The following is a 15,973-nucleotide window of genomic DNA, read 5'->3' as shown; positions in this document are numbered from 1 at the left end:
TGTTCGTGAGTGGGTGACCTCCAGCAACGCGAGCTCCCTTTAAAGTCTCGTATATATCCAGGATTTGGGTGAATCTCGCTCTGCCTATAGACGCAGCCGGTGCAGTGCTCCTATAAATCCATCCGATGTCTCCGTAGGGCGAAGCGGAGCACGGCCGCCAAGCTGGTGCTCCGCACCTAACGTCATGCCCTTCCCCCCTCACACATGGAGCCGCACCATGTCCTCTGCCTCCCTCAGTAGGCGCTCTCTGATGAAGGCCGTCGCCCTTGGCGGAGGAGTGGCGGCCTTCGGGCTGCCGCAGGCCCTGTGGCCCTCCGCCGCCGAGGCGTACACCGTCCCCTCGAAGATGGACTGGTGGTACCAGGCCCGGTTCGGGATGTTCATCCACTTCGGGTCCTACTCGCAGCTCGGCCAGGGTGAGTGGGCGTTCGACGGTCAGAACTGGAGCAAGGCGGACTATCAGGCCCAGGTCACCGAGCACTTCAACCCGACCCAGTTCAACGCCGCCGCCATCGCCGAACTGGCCGAGAACGCCGGCATGAAGTACCTCGTGATCACCGCCAAGCACCACGAGGGCTACGCGATGTGGAACTCCGACGTGGCGGGCTTCACCGACAGCACGGGCTCCAAGCAGTACAACCTGCATGACTTCGGTGGCGTCCAGAGCGACCTGCTCATGGACCTCAAGACGGAGTGCGAGAGCCGGGGCATCAAGTTCTGCCTCTACTACTCGATCCTCGACTGGAACCACCCTTCCCAGACTGACCGTCACGAGAGCGGTCTCACCACGATGTCGTCGCAGGCCGCCCGTACCGCCTACATCGCCGACATGAAAGCGCAGCTCCAGGAGTTGCTGGACCGCTACGACCCGGCGCTGCTCTGGTTCGACGGAGACTGGTTCGCCGAGCCTTCCAGTCCCACTCTGGAGGACTGGTGGCTGACAGCGGACGGCGTCGGCCTCTACAACTGGCTGATCGCCCGCAAGCCCGGCCTCATCGTCAACGAGCGGGTCAAGCGGGACCACGGTCTCGGTGACTACGCGTGCGCGGAGTTCGGCATACCCATCATGCCGATGAGCCGGCCGTGGGAGCGGTGCGCCACCATGAACGGCGCCTGGGGTTACGACGCGTCGAAGGAGAACTCCTACAGATCCGTGAAGGACATCGTCCAAGAGCTCGTCACCGTGGTCTCCCGGGACGGCAACCTCCTGTTGAACATCGGCCCCAAGGGCGACGGCTCGGTCACCGCCGGTTCCCAGACCGTCCTCAACGGCGTGGCCTCATGGATGTCGACGTACAGCGACAGCATCCACGGCACGAGCGGCAGCCCCTTCGTCACCGAACCGCCGTGGGGAAAGGTCACCAAGAAGAGCGGCAAGCTCTTCGCCCATGTCTTCACCTGGCCCGCGAACGGCCAGCTCCGGATTCCGCGGCTCGACAACACGATCAGCCGCGTCTACCTGCTGAACAACCCCTCGGCCTCGCTCTCCTACACCGTCACCGACCAGATCAACGTCACCGTGCCGACCAGCGCGCCCAACGCCAGTGACTCCGTGGTGTGCGTCGAGGTCCAGGGCATGCCGGTGCGGGTCTCACCGACGGTGTTCCAGAACGTCAACTACCAAGGCTCCCGCGCCGTTCTCGCGCTGGGCAGCTACACGTCCGCCCAGCTGTCCGCCGCCGGCCTGGGGCCCGCCATGACCTCCTCCATCCTGGTGCCCGACGGCTTCCAGGTGACGGGCTACTCCGGCGACAACTTCACCGGCACCGCCTGGACGTTCACGTCGAACGCCGCCGACCTTCGACAGACCAACAACAACGACGTCATCGCCTCGCTCAAGGTGACGTTCAACCCGGCCACCTACTTCCGCCTGGCCAACGTCACGAACGGCCTGGTACTGGACAGCGGCGGCAACGTCCCCAGCGGCTCCAACCTGAAGCAGTGGGAACCGATAAGCAGCGGCAATCTCCAGTGGCAGGCGATCGATCTCGGCAACGGCTACTACAGGCTCGTCAACCGCACCAACGGAATGGTCGCCGATGGCTGGGGTTCCACCGCCAACGGTGCCCCGGCCCAGCAGGCGGCCTGGAACGGCGGCAACAACCAGCAGTGGCAGATCACCCACCGCGGCGACGGCCGGTACTCGATCGCCAACCGCACCACGGGACTGGTCCTCGACGGCGGAGGCACGGTCGCCGCGGGAGCCATGACCAAGCAGTGGACGTGGCAGCAGAGCAACAACCTGCTGTGGACGTTCAGCGCGGCCGGCTGACGGTCGTAGAGCTTCGTCAATGCGCTGCGGGCGCCTACCAACCGGTAGGCGCCCGCAGGGGAATCCAATGGGCGGCGTTGCGGCTCGCGCCAGCCGCGACCAGCCCCCGGCGGCGGCCGTTACCTCGTCGAGCACGACGACGTCCAGGACGCGCGGCTCGTGCACGCCTTCCACCCGGTCCAGTTCGATGTCACTGATGGCCGAGGCCCCGAGATGAGCGCCAGCGGCCGCTACCCGCGGCAGTAGCACGCGGCAGTCTGAGAAAGAGGGGACGCCTCATGTGGCGGCCCACGACCTCAAACCCAGATCGCTAGTACGTCCTGCGAGGCGCCGTTCCTAGCGCATCAGCAGTCCTTGCAACCCCAGCCCGTAGTGCACGCGCAGCCGGTGCAGCTCCCACAGGCCCACCGCCGTGACGGAGAGCGGGGCGCCCAGGATGAACACGTACCGGATCACCGTCGGCACGCCCTCGTGGGCGCCGGTGAACATGTCGATCAGTGCCATCTCCCACGCCAACGCCATGATCAGCAGCGACGGCACCGTCTCATGGATGTCCGCGGTGCGGAACACGTGCTGGACGGCGAGTCCCACACCCCAGACGACGAACGGCGTCACCCAGAAGAGGACGAAGAGGATGACCGCGAGCATGAGGCCCTTCATCACGGTGAAGTGGCCCTCCACGAGGGGTTCCTCACCCTCGAAGAACCCTGAGAGCACGATGATCGGGAAGACGGAGGCCGCCGCCATCATGGCGACGATCGCGCCGAAGCACCGCCCTGCCCGGCGCAGCAGGTCCCGTCGCGCCGCCGGAGCGGCCAGGGCGTACAGGACGCCGACGACGACCGGGAGGGTCGCCGCCAGCACGAGGGCGCTGGTCCACGACTTGTCGACCTGCTCGTCCGCCGCATCGCTGAGCTTGGGGGCGAGCTTGTAGGCGTAGGACATCCACAGGAACGCGCCCACGCCGGCCAGGGTCCTGATCTTCCGCATCCGCGCCACCTCAGGATCCGAGACGATGCCCGGCCGTGACGGGGTGAAGACCCTGCGCGCGGTGTGGATGGGGCCGATGCGCCGCCGCAGCCGGGTGATCGGCCCGCCCGGCGGCGGCCCCGGCGGCCCCGGGTAGGGCGGCTGGGGCTGTGGCGGCACGTAGGGCTGGGGCGGATAGGGCTGAGGTGGCTGCGGCTGGTAGGGCTGCGGCCCCTGGGGCGGCTGTCCGCCCGGGTTCCAGTTGCTCATCGTTCGTCCCCCGATAGGCGAGTGTGCGCCGTGATGGGCGCGATCGCCGAGTGTATTGAGCACACAGGGTCCGCGCAGTCCTCGCCCCGGGTCGTGCACCGAACGGCCACAATTATGCAAGCATGCTTGCTTGTCTTCTTCGGCGCTGCCCGCCAGAGGGGAGCCTGTCATGCTTGTACAGCGGTCGTGACCTGCTCCTGCGCCACGGCCGACGTCGGATTGCCTGCCGCGGCCGAGGTGATCGCTTCGGCGACGTCCCGCTGTTTGATATTGCTGCGCTGGCAGACCGTCACGAGAGTTTCCCAGGCTCGGTCCGGTTCACAGGCGAGGTCCGCGATCAGCACACCATGCGCCAGGTTGATCAGGCGTCACGTCCTGTTCTGCTCGGCGCTCAGGCCCGCCATCGGCTTCGCAGGGTTCGTTGCGGAAGCCCTCCGGATGCGGAGACAGGGGCGGGCGGCGACATACGAGTTGGATGCTTGGGTCACGACTGCGATGGTGGCAAGGCGCCGACGATCACGGTGGTCACCATCTTGCGGACGGCGGCGATTTGTGGCGGGGCGCTGGTCCGGTCGGCGAACAGCAGGTGCCCGGCCCCGACGAGGGTGGGGGCGAGTGTGTCGATGTCGGCGTCACTGGCCAGGCGCCCCAACTCCCGCTCGGCGGTGAGGTACGCGGCGATCATGGCGGCGCCCTGCATGGCCAGGGGGATGCCGGTCAGACCGGCCTCGCGCAGCCGAGCCCTGAGGCCGTCGCGGAAGGTGATGAGTGCGACGATCGCGACCGTGACCGGCCCGAACAGGTCCCTCACCGCGTCGGTGAGGTTGTCCACGATGTTCCCGGTGCCCGCGGCGGCACACAGCGTCGTGGCCCGGTCCTCGATGCCGCCCACGCGGTCGAGGACCAGTTCCGCGAGGAAGGCGTCGAAGTCGATGAAGTGCCGGTGCAGCACACCCTTGGCACAGTTCGCCTCGTCCGTGACCGCCCGGCTGGTCAACGCGTCGGGCCCGTCCCGGAGCAGGACGCGCTCGGCGGCTTCGAACAACTGGCCGCGCACATTGTGGATGTGCACCCCGGACGGCATCATCTCCCCTTCCGTTTTGCCCGCCTTAACAAGTGGGCAACCGCCCACTAGGGTGGGCGCATGCCCACTTTATCGCAGGGACAGCCGGACAACTCCGGGCCCGAGCCCCACCTCCACCGGCAGACGGCCGAGTCGTTCGGCGTGAACGCGGAACGCTACGACCGCGCACGCCCGCCGTATCCCCAGGCACTGGTGGACAGGATCGTCGCCGCAAGCCCGGGCCCCCACGTGCTCGACGTCGGAGCCGGGACCGGCATTGAGGCCCGGCAGTTCCGGGCAGCCGGGTGCACGGTGCTCGGTGTCGAGCCCGACGAGCGGATGGCCGCCTTCGCGCGACGCAGCGGCGTCGAGGTCGAGGTTGCCAGGTTCGAGGACTGGCAGCCGTACGGGCGGCGGTTCGACGCGGTCATCTCCGGCACCGCGTGGCACTGGGTGGACCCCGTCGCCGGTGCGGCCAAGGCAGCCCAGGTGCTCCGTCCGGGCGGCCGGCTCGCCCCGTTCCATCACGTCCCCCAGCTCCCGGCCGAGACGATCGATTCCCTCACCGAAGCACTCCAACGGGTCGCCCCCGATTCGCCGTTCAACCCCAGCCTGCTGAAAGCGGCGGCCGTGGAGGCGTACCAGCCCCTGTTCGCGAAAATCGCCGACGGGATCCGGCAGACCGGCAGCTTCAGCGAGCCGGAACAATGGCGCTTCGCCTGGGAACGCATCTACTCCCGAGAAGAGTGGCTCGACCAGCTCCCCACCTTCGGCGGCCTCACTCAACTCCCCGCAGACAAAATGGCAGAAGTCCTGGACAGTGCCGGAGCCGCGATCGACAAGCTCGGCGGCCACGTCACCGTGCCCTACACATCCGTCGTGATCACCTCGACCCGCTCCCACACCGACAAGTAGCGCTTCGTTAGGTGCTGGTTCTGCTGGCGCTGAGGGGGCGGCCGAAGGCGGTGCAGGTGCCGTCCCAGCAGCGCAGCAGGTCCTGAACGCGCCGAGGACTTCGTAGAGACTCAGGCTGCCGTGAGGGCTTTTGGGTCGTAGCGCCGCAGAGTGAGGGAAGGCCTGTGCGGTCGTGACGAGGGTGACGTGGTGGTGCCAGCCGCGCCAGGTGCGGCCTTCGAAGTGGTCCAGGCCCAGGCCGTGTTTGAGAGCGTCAGACCAGTCATGACGGCGTCGTGGTCACGCTGCAGTCCATAGGCGAAGGCATGCAACCTGGGGGAGGTCATCGGCGTAAACGGCATCCATCCACGTCGGCGGGCGGTCGCCAGCAAGGTCGCGGACCATTTGGGCGAGGGTGTGCATGTAGCCGCGCACCGCATTCAACTCCGGGCAGCGCAGGAGTACATCAGTGTGTTGCAGCTGCTCTTCACGGTGCAGTGGCTCGGGATTCCACATGATCCAGCTAGCGGGGGCTTGAGAACCGGTGCCGGAGAACGGATCGAACCGAGCGAGGTGCGCAGAGGATGCAGATACCGGCGGACCGCTTGCGGGGTGCGTCCCGGGTAGCCCTGGGCGGCCTTGTTCAGGGTCTGCGGCCGGGCAGGCAGCTTGAGCATCGCGGGGTCGGGGAAGGTGAGGACGACGCGGATGCCGTCGAGGACCTTTTGTTTGTGTCAGTGGTCGGCGGCCGGGCAGGCGATCTTCTGCGGGGCGTCGCAGCACTTGAGGGGGTCGCCGGGTGGGCGGGGGGAGCCTCAGGGGGCGACTGCGCCGCGTGGGTTGACCGTGGTGACCGGCGTCGCTAACTTCGTGGGGTCTGCCACTTGGACAACGTTCATGATATCGAACGGCGTTGGCGCCCGGCCGGTCGCTGCACGGTCCTGCGTGATGATCGACACCATGTACCGCTGAAACAACCCGAGTGTGCTCATTCGTAAGAGTGGGAGCGCTCCCATGGTGCGCGGCCTCTTCGGACAGGTGCAGCCGAGACGTCCCGGAGTGCGCGCTGCAGTCACGAGGAGGAGACATGGCGCAGAGTCGGAACGAGCCCGTCGAAGGGCGAAGGCCAGCGAGCCGGAGGGCCATCGTGGCATCGATGGGTGCCCTGCCCCTCCTCGCCAGCACAGCACCGTTCGCGAGGGCCTCGGACGCCGGGTCCGCGACGGCCGCCGCCACAGCGGTCATCGACCCGTCGTCGACGCGGCAGACGATCCGGGGCTTCGGTGGTATGGCTCATGCCGCGTGGATCGGCGACCTCACTGCGGCTCAGCGGGACATGGCATTCGGGACCGGTGACGGGCAGTTGGGATTCACCCTGTTACGGATCCCGGTGCCCGAGGACCGGGCGGCCTGGAGCCCTGATCTGGCGACGGCGAAGCGCGCGGCGCAACTCGGGGCCGCCGTCATCGCGTCACCTTGGAACCCGCCCGCCTCCATGGTGGAGACCTTCGTCCGCGGCACCCAGAGCGACGCACGTCGTCTCAGGTACAGCATGTACGGCGCCTACGCCCAGCACCTGAACGACTTCAACACCTACCTCCGCAACAACGGAGTGAATCTGTACGGCATTTCGGTGCAGAACGAACCCGATTACGCCCATGACTGGACGTGGTGGACCCCGGCCGAAATGGTCCGGTTCCTGAGGGAGAACGCCGGCTCGATCGGCACCAGGGTTATCGCACCGGAGTCCTTCCAGTACCTGAAGAACATGTCGGACCCGATCCTCAACGACCCGGTGGCGCTCGCCAACGTGGACGTGATCGGAGCCCACCTGTACGGCACGTCGTTCGGCAACTTCCCCTACCCCCTCTTCAAGCAGAAGGGCGCGGGCAAAGAGCTCTGGATGACGGAGGTGTACTACCCCAACAGCTCCGATTCGGCGGATCTTTGGCCGCAGGCCCTCGATGTGGGGGAGCACATCCACCGGGCCATGGTGGACGCCGAGTTCCAGGCTTACATCTGGTGGTACATCCGGCGCAGCTACGGCCCCATGCGCGAGGACGGCAGGATGAGCAAGCGCGGCGCCGCCATGGCGCACTTCGCCCGGTTCGTGCGGCCGGGATACGTGCGCATCGGCGCGACGGCGAATCCCACGGCGAACGTCTACGTCTCCGCGTATCGCGGCGGTGGCTCCACGGTCGTCGTCGCGGTGAACAAGGGGACGGCCGCGGTCAGCCAGCAGTTCACCATGGTGAACGGCGCCGGTTCCAGTGTCGCTTCCTGGCTGACCGACGCGAGCAGGAATGTGGCGTCCCAGGGCACGGTCGGCATGTCGAACGGCTCCTTCACCCGTGCGCTGCCCGCTCAGAGCGTGATGACCTTTGTGATCCGTTGAACCTGGCACCCCCCGCGGAACTCCGAATCTGGCGCTGACCGGACGCCGGCCATGTGCGTCCGAGCGAGCAGCCTGCCCTCGCAGGGGCACGTCCGCGACCCCGTCACGGTGCCTGTGGTGCCCTTGCGAGGCGGTGTGCTGCTTGACGCGAATGAATCCCGGTAGCGGTAGCCCGGGCCATAGCCCGCGTCCCGGACGTCACTGCCAATGCCCTGTCGGGACGGTAGATCCGTCCGTCACTGCCGGGCGTTGCCGGGGGAGGGCCGGGGGCCGGCGGCGCGGCGGAGCCGATTGGCGATCGCCAGCCCCAGCCCGTCCTCCGGTGGCAAGGACGCGATGATCAGATCGCAGCCTTGCTGATCGAGTTCGCGCAGGAACCCGTACAGCCCGCGCGCGTAGTCGGCCATCGAATCAGGGAGGGCCACAACGAAGTGCGCCTTCACCGGAGCGTCGGCGAAGGGGGCAGGGAGCAGGACGCCGACCTGGTGCCCGTGCTCCTGCGCACTCTGCGCTTCGGCGATGACCTCCTCGGGCTCGACGAGGATGACCCGCGCCCGTGGGGCATAGTGCGACGGATGCTGGCCCGGCACCCGGACGCTGCTCGTCGTGGGGACCGCCAGCGGGTAGCCCAGCACCGCTTCGAGGTCCTCGCGTGACACCCCGCCGGGCCGAAGGATGCTCGGGATCTCGCCCGTGACATCGACGATGGTCGATTCGACACCGACCTCGCAGGGGCCGCCGTCCAGTACGAAGTCGACCGCATCTTGGAGCTCGGCACGGACATGGTCCGACGTGGTGGGGCTGACAGATCCGAAGCGGTTGGCGGAGGGGGCTGTCACACCGCCACCGAAGGCCGACAGCAGCGCGAGTGTGAGGGGGTGGTCGGGCACGCGCACGGCCACCGTCTCCAGGCCACCGGTGGCTTCGAGGGGGACTCGGCGGCCGCGCCGCAGGACCAGGGTCAGGGGCCCGGGCCAGAAGTGTTCGGCCAGCAGGCGTGCGGTCGCCGGCACTTCCTCGACCCATTCGGCCAGCTGCTCCGCACCGCCGATGTGGACGATGAGCGGGTGGGAGGGCGGCCGCCCCTTGACGTGGAAGATGCGCGCGACGGCGGCGGGATCCTCGGCATTGGCGCCCAAGCCGTAGACGGTCTCGGTCGGGATGCCCACAAGGCCTCCGTCGCGCAACACACGGGCAGCGGTTTCGATGTCACTGGTTCTTGCCATCACCCGCGCAATCCTCCCACTGATCCCACTCTGCGTTTTCCGTGATCCCGGAGCCCCATCGGCGCATGCCACCGAACCGTGGCCGACAGGAGTCCGGAGACGCGAGAGCCGTCACGGCAGGGCCGGGGGTTCTCGCCGGGCAAGCTCGGGCCTCACCTCCCGTGCACCATCCATGAAGTTGTCGTGCGTGATACGAGACGGCCGAAACAGCCCTCACCTTCGCGGGGACCCGGTGTGCAGCCGGTCGATCTCGGCCAGAAGATGGTCAACGTGCGGACGCACCTGCGTCTGCACTGCTTCGCTCCAGTTCCCCTCTGAAGAGCGGCAGTTGATATAGAGCTGCTTGGCGCGCCCGAGGACGGCGCGGTGCTCGGCGGGAGTTGGGCGCCCCAGTCGGCGGCGTTCTTCGACGTGATCTGGCCGGTGGCGAGCCTGGTCCAGATGCGGGCGAGGTCGGCATGATGCTGCGCTGGTTCTGATCGGTGGCGGCCCGTACGCCCCGAGGCCGAGGGCGACATGCGGCCCGCGGGGCAGTGTCGGCCGCCGCGTACGGCTCACCCTGCATTCTCGGTTCGGTTTGCCGTTCCGGCGGGCGCTGGTGCGGGCCAGGCGGTCTACCGCCGGGGGAGGACGGAGGACGGGGCGCCCGACCTCGTGGTTGTTTGTGAGACCTCTATGGTCTGCGGGGTGGCGGGTAAGCAGCAGGGGGTCTGGATGCGGTCGAGCGCACGCTGCTGATCCGAGGCTGTCGCGCTCGGCTGCTCGGCGCAGGGGGATGTGTGCCTGAGGCGTCTCACACCTGCGGTCAGGTGGGCCTCAGGGTGTACGGAGCGTGGCCAGGTAGGTGGTCACCAGGGTGCGGGCCCAGTCTGCGGTGGCGGGTTCGGGGGTGAAGACGGCGCGGTAGTAGAGCGGGCCGAGGAGGGAGTCCGCCGCGCTCTGCACGTCGATTGCCGTTCCCCCGCGGTCCTGTTCGCGCTGGATGATGGCGGCGAGCTGGCGGTGGCGGTCCTCGACGCAGGCGCAGCCGCCTGCCGGACCGGAGCCGATGGTCGCCCGCATGAGGGCGAGGGTGTCGGGGTCGGCGACGTCGGTGGCCACGTCGGCGAGCCAGCGTTGGAGGTCGCCGGCCAGGGAGCCGGAGTCGGGGACGACCAGGTCGTCGGTGAAGCGGCTGCTGGCGACGTCGGTGAGCAGCTGGGCGATGGATCCCCAGCGCCGGTACAGGGTGGTGGGGTGCACACCGGCGCGTGCGGCCACCGCGGGCAGGGTCAAAGTCTCCGCCTCCTCCTCGGCGAGGAGTTCCGCTACAGCGCGATGGACGGCCGCCCGCACCTTCGCGGAGCGGCCGCCGGGACGTACCTGGGTCGACGAGTCAGCCATGCGGAAATTATCGCACTGATCGCTGCGTTAGTGGTAGCGTCCCAAACGCATCGATCACTGCTTTTGGAGTTCGCCGTGTCCGGTCCCACCTCGTCCCAGCTCCAGCCCTCCCCGCCGCCCACCGACCGCACAGCGCCACCGGACGAGAGGCGACGACGACTGAGCCGTCCCGTGGCCTTCGCCTCCCTCGCGGTCGTCTTCGTGCTCTTCATGGCCGCCTCCAGCGCGCCCTCCCCGCTCTACGTCGTCTACCAGCAGGAATGGCACTTCTCCGCCACCACCCTCACCACGGTCTTCGCCGTCTACGTGCTCGGCATGATCGGGGCGCTGCTCGTCCTCGGCGCCCTCTCCGACCACCTCGGCCGCCGTCCGGTCCTCCTCTCCGCGATCGCTCTCGAAGCCGTCTCCATGGTTCTGTTCCTCACTGCGGGGAGCGTCGGCCTGCTGCTGACGGCACGCTTCATCCAGGGCATCGCCACCGGGACGGCGATGACCACGCTCGGCGCCGCCCTGTCCGACCTCAACCCCGCGCACGCCCCGCACCGGGCAGGCCTCGTCACCGGTACCGCGCCCACCTTCGGACTCGGACTGGGCGCGCTGGGATGCGGGCTCCTCGTCGAGTACGGTCCGCACCCCACCCGCCTCGTCTACGTGCTGCTGCTCCTTGCTCTGGTGGTGGCCGGGGCCCTGCTGTCGGCCCTGCCCGAGACCTCGCTGCGACGCCCGGGCGCCGCCCGTTCCCTCCAGCCCCGCCTGCGCATCGCCCCCCACCTGCGGGCCGACCTGCTGAGCCTGGTCCCGATCCTCATCGCGAACTGGGCGCTCGGCGGCCTCTACCTTTCCCTCGGCCCGTCCGTCGCCGCCGGCCTGTTCGGCCTCTCCAACCACGTCGTCGGCGGACTCGTGGTCACCCTCCTCACCGGCCCGGCCTTCCTCACCGCCCTCGCCCTGCGCGGCTGGCCCGTCGGCCGAACCCTCGCCGTCAGCGCGATGCTCCTCCTGGCCGGCACGGCCGTCGCCCTGACCGGGGTGGAAGCGCACTCCCTGACCGGGGCCGCGCTCGGCACCGCGATCGCGGGCATCGGATTCGGCGGCTCCGCCCTGGCCAGCTTCGGCACCCTGGCCCGGATAGCCCGCCCCGCCGAACGCAGCGAACTGTTCTCCGTCGCCTTCGTCATCTCCTATCTGGCCTTCAGCATCCCCGCCGTGATCGCAGGCATTGCCGCCACGCACGCCGGCCTGAAGGACACCTTCGTCACCTACGCGGCCACGGTCGCCGCACTGTGCGCCCTGGCCCTGCTCGCCCAGCGCCTGCGCATGAGCCGGGTCCCTGCCACCCCAGGTGTTCCCCAGGCCTGAGGAAACCGGTCGCCGCGGCTGCCCGATGCCGCGGCGACCTCGATGCGCCTGCTAGGCAGGGGGCGTACCTCGCCGATCGCCCGGGTGGTGGGGGAGCGGTTCACGCCGAGCCGGCAGACCGGCCCGTCATGAGCGGTGTCGTGGCGCGGACCCACCGTTGTGGCCAGCCGTCGGTGGAGGAGGACGAGCGTGTGCCTGGGCCCCTCTTGAAGCCGGTCACCGTGGCCGGACCGTGAGTGGAGCCTGATGCTGCTTGTGCCGCAAGTTGGCGATCACCGTCGGCGACTGCCCAGTGCAGGAACAGCAGGGCATGGGCGGCCCCACGCCTTGCGCCCTGGTCAAGGGGCTGCCCGTCTGCCTCAGCTCCATCGCTGCGGGCTGGGTCAACTCGATACGGCAGGCAGTAAAACGGCGCGCGCAGCCCAGCTCGCCGAAGGGCTCCGTCACCGTTCGAGATCAGCCCGCCGTCGACCGCGGCTCGTCCGAGTCGTGGTCGACGGCGGGCCCGGCAGCGCGGTAAGGCGCTGCGGAGGTGGCGAGCTCTGCCCGGCAGGGGGCTACGGCAGCTTCACGAACGGGGCCAGGAAGGCGCGGGCGCCCGGGGTGTCCAGGCGGTACGACACGTTCGTCGCGTAGCACGGGCCGTCGCCGGTGATCGTGGTGGCCGCGAGCACGTTACGGCCGCCGAGCACGGCGAAGTTGGGGCCGCCGGAGTCGCCGTAGCAGGCGCCGCCGTTGCCCTGGGGTTCGGTCATCGCCAGGCGCACCCACGCGTTGTTGAGGGCGTCGAAGGTGACAGGCGCCTTCATCCGGACACCGCCGCCGGGGTGGGTCTGGCCGCCGGGGCCGCGCTGGGCCTCCTGGGTGCCGTATCCGGCGACGAACCAGTCGGTGGAGTTCAGCGCCTGCGGGCCGAGCGCGCCGAGTTGGTTGGCGGCGGGCAGCGTGGCCGGGGTGAAGGTCCAGCGGGCCTTGACCTTGGTCGTGGGCAGCTCGATCACCGAGATGTCGTGCGGGTCGGACGCGGGCCCGGGGTAGTCGGGATGGCTGTGCGCGGTGCCCTCGACGGCGACGGTGCCCGCCTGCGCGGCCGGATCTCCGGGGTACTTCTTCGCGGCGGCGTCGAGGCCGGCCTGCACGTCCTGGTCCAGCGACACGTAGAACTTCACGTTGTCGGGCCAGTCGGTGGTGCAGTGCGAGGCGGTCAGGAACGTGTCCGCGTCGATCATGGTGCCGGAGCAGACCCAGTCGACCCGGTCGGGTGTCGTGGGGTCGCCGTCGTTGTCCCAGGTCGCGACGAGCGCGCCGACCTCGGTGCGCTCGGGTGCGGGTGTCGCGTTGTACGAGTTGATGGCCGAGGACGGCAGCGCGGTGGCGAGCACGGCGGCACAGGCGGCGGCGGTGACGGCGGAGGCGCGTAGGGCGGTCAAGAGAAACCCTTCTACTGACGGGACGGGTGTTCTCCTGTGGGGGTGCAGCAGCGCCAGTGAAGCGCCCTGAAGGCGGCAGCGACAAGAGCTCGCCCGCCTTTCCAGGGTTTTCCCTATGTACGGGCTATGGGGGCGCCGCGCGACGCGGCTGAACATCCTGAGGGCAGACCGACTTCGACCAGTCGCGCAGTAGCGGTGTGCTGTCTGGTCTACGCGCAGGGCGGCTGCCTGTCGTGGCTGAAGTCTGGTGATAGAGCGTCCGCCGGGACGGCCCCGCGACGCCCCGCGACGCCCCGCGACGCGGGTTCTTGTCCGGCGGCGCCGGATGGTGTGTTCCTCACCAGGCCACCCGTTCCACCCGCACCACATCCAGGTGCGGCGACACAATTCGTACGAGGTCATCACAGCGGCAGCAGCACCGACCGGCCGACTGGGGCTGACAAAACGGCGGCGAGTCACTACCTCGGCTGGACCCCCGGCGGCTGCGCCTGACACCGCGGCCGGGCGGAGCCGCGCCGCCGCTGCTCCGCCCGGCTCCGTATCCCTTGACCGCATGCCACGTTGAGCCGTACGGGGCCCGGACCCGCGCACCGGGCGACCGCACCTTCCTCCACCGCCATCGAGACCTCCTCGCCCTGGTCCACGCCGCCGAACTCGAACCCCCCGCACAGGATCCGGCAGGCGCCACCTCGGTTCAGCCGGGCCTCGCTCCAAGCCGACCTGGCCAATGCGTAAGCCCGCAACACCCGGCTCGCTGCACGCACCCAACATCTGGAGAAGCGCCTGCCCGAGGCATTGGGGGAACAGGTCCGGCGCGAGAGTCCGGCCTCGGCGCCCCCGCCGATGTCGAGGAACTTCAGTGGACGATCACCCGCCTGGAACGGCAGACCGTCGATCCGAAGGCGTCCCTGGAGAAGTGCGAGGCCGAACTGGAGGCCGCCCGGGAAGCCAACCGGCAGCTGACCAGGGCCCTGAACCAGCGCGAGTGGCCAGGCCGCCTCTCCGCTTCGGCGCGTGCAACGTTGCGCTCGCCGGTCAGGCCCGGATGTTCTCCAGGTCCTCCAGGAGGCTGGGGTGCTTGGGCTCCCAGCCGAGGACCTGCCGGGTGTACGCGCTGGACGAGGGCTGGTCGCTCGCGAAGATCTGGCCGAGGGGACCGAAGGTCTCCGGGGACACCGACTCGACCGGCAGGCCCAGGCGTCGGCCGATGACCGTGGCGATGTCGCGGACGGTGTCGCCTTCGTCGGCCACGGCATGCCAGGCGGTGCCCGCTTCCGCCTGTTCCAGGGCGAGCCGGAAGAGGACCGCCGCGTCGAGCGCGTGTACGGCCGGCCAGCGCTGTGTTCCGTCGGCGGGGTAGCCGGAGACTCTGGTGCGGCGGGCGATGTCGGTCAGCAGGCCGGCGAATCCGCCGGAGCCCTGGTTGTGCACCGTGCGCGGCAGTCGTACGGCGCTGCTGCGGACCCCGCGCGAAGACAGGCCCAGGACGGACGTGACCGCACGACCGCGACCGCCGACCGGCCCGTCGGTCATCAGCGGGTCGGTCTCGGTGGAGGGGCGACCGGGGATGTGGGGCGTGCCGGAGCAGGTGACGAGGGGGCGGTCGCTGCCGATGAGTGCTTCGCCGAGGGTGGCGAGGGCGGCGCTCTCCTCGGTGACCGACTTTGCGAGGGTGTCGGGGCTGCTGAAGTCGTGGTCGAAGGCGAGGTGGATGACGCCGTCGGCCTGTGCGGCGCCGGCGCGAAGGGTGTCCAGGTCGGCGAGGGCTCCTCGCAGTGGCTCGGCCCCGGCCGCCTCTATGGTCTGCGCGGATGTGAGGGAGCGAGCGAGTGCGAGGACGGTGTGTCCGTTGTCGAGCAGTTCGGCGACGACGGCGGATCCGATCAGTCCAGTGCCGCCGGTGACGAAAACGCGCATGGGAAAACTCCCCAGAAGTGATGGGACTCTTGTCCCATCACTCTACTCCAATGACGGGACAAGAGTCCCATCACCTAGGATGGTGACCATGGGCAGATGGGAACCAGGCGCACGCGAACGCCTTGTCGTGGCCGCCGTCGACCTGTTCACCGAGCAGGGCTACGACGCCACGACGGTCGCGCAGATCGCCGAGCGCGCAGGAGTCACCAAGAGCACCTTCTTCCGGCACTTCCCCGACAAGCGCGAGCTGCTGGTGGCCGGACAGGAGACGCTGAGCCGCCTGCTGAGCGAGGGGATCTCCGAAGCGCCCGCCGACGCCAGCCCGCTCGAATCGGTCGCCGCCGGCCTGGAGCGCGCGTGCAGCGCGATGGGCCCCATGAGCCGCGAACTCGCGCCCCGCCTCAAGGCGGCCGTGGCCGCCAGCGCCGAACTCCAAGAACGCGACGCCCTCAAGAGCGTCAGCCTCGCGGCCGCGATGACAACCGCTCTGGTCGCCCGCGGAGTACCCGATGCGACGGCAGCCCTCGCGGGTGAGCTGGGCGTCCTGGCCTTCAAACGCGGATACGCCCAATGGTCCGAGGGCGACCGCGACGGCAAGGACGAACTCGCCGGGTACACCCTGGCGGCCCTGGACGAACTGCGTGCAGCGAGCGCCTCGCTGGGCTGAGGTCCGACACCTTCACGCACCGTCTGCGAACTCACCGTGTGGGGGTGATGAAAGGTGTCGTCGCGGAGCATTGCGAGGAGCACGTCGGCTCGGCCACGGGCGAGGCAGCAGAAGGCTTGCGGTTGGTG

The 15,973-nt window shown here is 69.1% G+C and carries 12 protein-coding genes and 2 pseudogenes; 5 read left to right on the top strand and 9 right to left on the bottom strand.

From position 1 onward, the window contains the following. The first annotated feature begins 217 nt into the window (after nt 1-217). Nucleotides 218-2,272, top strand: a complete 2,055-nt coding sequence (locus tag OG885_RS00435) for an alpha-L-fucosidase (RefSeq protein ID WP_405724317.1) — start codon at nt 218-220, stop codon at nt 2,270-2,272. Between the two features lie 126 nt (nt 2,273-2,398). On the opposite strand, the pseudogene OG885_RS00430 reads toward OG885_RS00435, so the two are convergent. The 4 genes and pseudogenes from OG885_RS00430 to OG885_RS00415 form a co-directional block, all read right to left on the bottom strand. Next, nucleotides 2,399-2,502 (bottom strand): annotated as a pseudogene (locus OG885_RS00430) (lactate utilization protein C); the annotation flags it as partial. Between the two features lie 106 nt (nt 2,503-2,608). Then, complete coding sequence (locus OG885_RS00425; RefSeq protein ID WP_405724315.1) at nt 2,609-3,511, bottom strand: hypothetical protein; 903 nt, start codon at nt 3,509-3,511, stop codon at nt 2,609-2,611. 167 nt (nt 3,512-3,678) lie between these two features. Beyond that, nucleotides 3,679-3,867, bottom strand: coding sequence for an ANTAR domain-containing protein (locus OG885_RS00420; protein WP_405742512.1), 189 nt, complete (start codon nt 3,865-3,867; stop codon nt 3,679-3,681). Between the two features lie 128 nt (nt 3,868-3,995). Further along, complete coding sequence (locus OG885_RS00415; protein WP_405742510.1) at nt 3,996-4,583, bottom strand: TetR/AcrR family transcriptional regulator; 588 nt, start codon at nt 4,581-4,583, stop codon at nt 3,996-3,998. Nucleotides 4,584-4,655: 72 nt separating this feature from the next. Between OG885_RS00415 and OG885_RS00410 the strand changes: the two genes are divergently transcribed. After that, a complete protein-coding gene (locus OG885_RS00410; protein WP_405724313.1) occupies nt 4,656-5,489 on the top strand; it encodes a methyltransferase domain-containing protein in 834 nt (277 codons plus the stop codon). Nucleotides 5,490-5,510: 21 nt separating this feature from the next. On the opposite strand, the pseudogene OG885_RS00405 reads toward OG885_RS00410, so the two are convergent. Then, a pseudogene (locus OG885_RS00405) lies at nt 5,511-5,765 on the bottom strand (hypothetical protein); the annotation flags it as partial. Between the two features lie 790 nt (nt 5,766-6,555). Here OG885_RS00405 and OG885_RS00400 point away from each other — a divergent pair. Then, on the top strand, nt 6,556-7,863 hold the full coding sequence (locus OG885_RS00400; RefSeq protein WP_405724311.1) for a glucuronoxylanase: 1,308 nt from the start codon (nt 6,556-6,558) through the stop codon (nt 7,861-7,863). A gap of 236 nt (nt 7,864-8,099) precedes the next feature. On the opposite strand, the gene OG885_RS00395 is transcribed toward OG885_RS00400, so the two are convergent. Further along, on the bottom strand, nt 8,100-9,089 hold the full coding sequence (locus OG885_RS00395) for an L-threonylcarbamoyladenylate synthase (RefSeq protein ID WP_405724309.1): 990 nt from the start codon (nt 9,087-9,089) through the stop codon (nt 8,100-8,102). An 816-nt stretch (nt 9,090-9,905) separates the two neighbouring features. Next, nucleotides 9,906-10,472 (bottom strand): TetR-like C-terminal domain-containing protein, encoded by a 567-nt coding sequence (locus OG885_RS00390; RefSeq protein ID WP_405724307.1) that lies wholly within the window; start codon nt 10,470-10,472, stop codon nt 9,906-9,908. Between OG885_RS00390 and OG885_RS00385 the strand changes: the two genes are divergently transcribed. After that, complete coding sequence (locus OG885_RS00385; protein ID WP_405724305.1) at nt 10,407-11,831, top strand: MFS transporter; 1,425 nt, start codon at nt 10,407-10,409, stop codon at nt 11,829-11,831. The two genes, OG885_RS00390 and OG885_RS00385, sit on opposite strands and share 66 nt — an antisense overlap. 557 nt (nt 11,832-12,388) lie before the next feature. On the opposite strand, the gene OG885_RS00380 is transcribed toward OG885_RS00385, so the two are convergent. Together OG885_RS00380 and OG885_RS00375 are read right to left on the bottom strand one after the other, a co-directional pair. Continuing rightward, a complete protein-coding gene (locus tag OG885_RS00380; protein ID WP_405724303.1) occupies nt 12,389-13,261 on the bottom strand; it encodes a trypsin-like serine protease in 873 nt (290 codons plus the stop codon). Between the two features lie 1,035 nt (nt 13,262-14,296). Continuing rightward, nucleotides 14,297-15,178, bottom strand: coding sequence for an SDR family oxidoreductase (locus tag OG885_RS00375; protein WP_405724301.1), 882 nt, complete (start codon nt 15,176-15,178; stop codon nt 14,297-14,299). Nucleotides 15,179-15,266: 88 nt separating this feature from the next. Here OG885_RS00375 and OG885_RS00370 point away from each other — a divergent pair, with 88 nt between their 5' ends. Next, complete coding sequence (locus OG885_RS00370; protein WP_405724299.1) at nt 15,267-15,845, top strand: TetR/AcrR family transcriptional regulator; 579 nt, start codon at nt 15,267-15,269, stop codon at nt 15,843-15,845. Nucleotides 15,846-15,973: the final 128 nt, after the last annotated feature.

Origin of the sequence: Streptomyces sp. NBC_00028, from assembly GCF_045041065.1 — a bacterium.
GTDB lineage: Bacteria > Actinomycetota > Actinomycetes > Streptomycetales > Streptomycetaceae > Streptomyces.
Note: the sequence above shows the minus strand (reverse complement) of the source record. Positions and strands in the feature narration are given on the sequence as shown.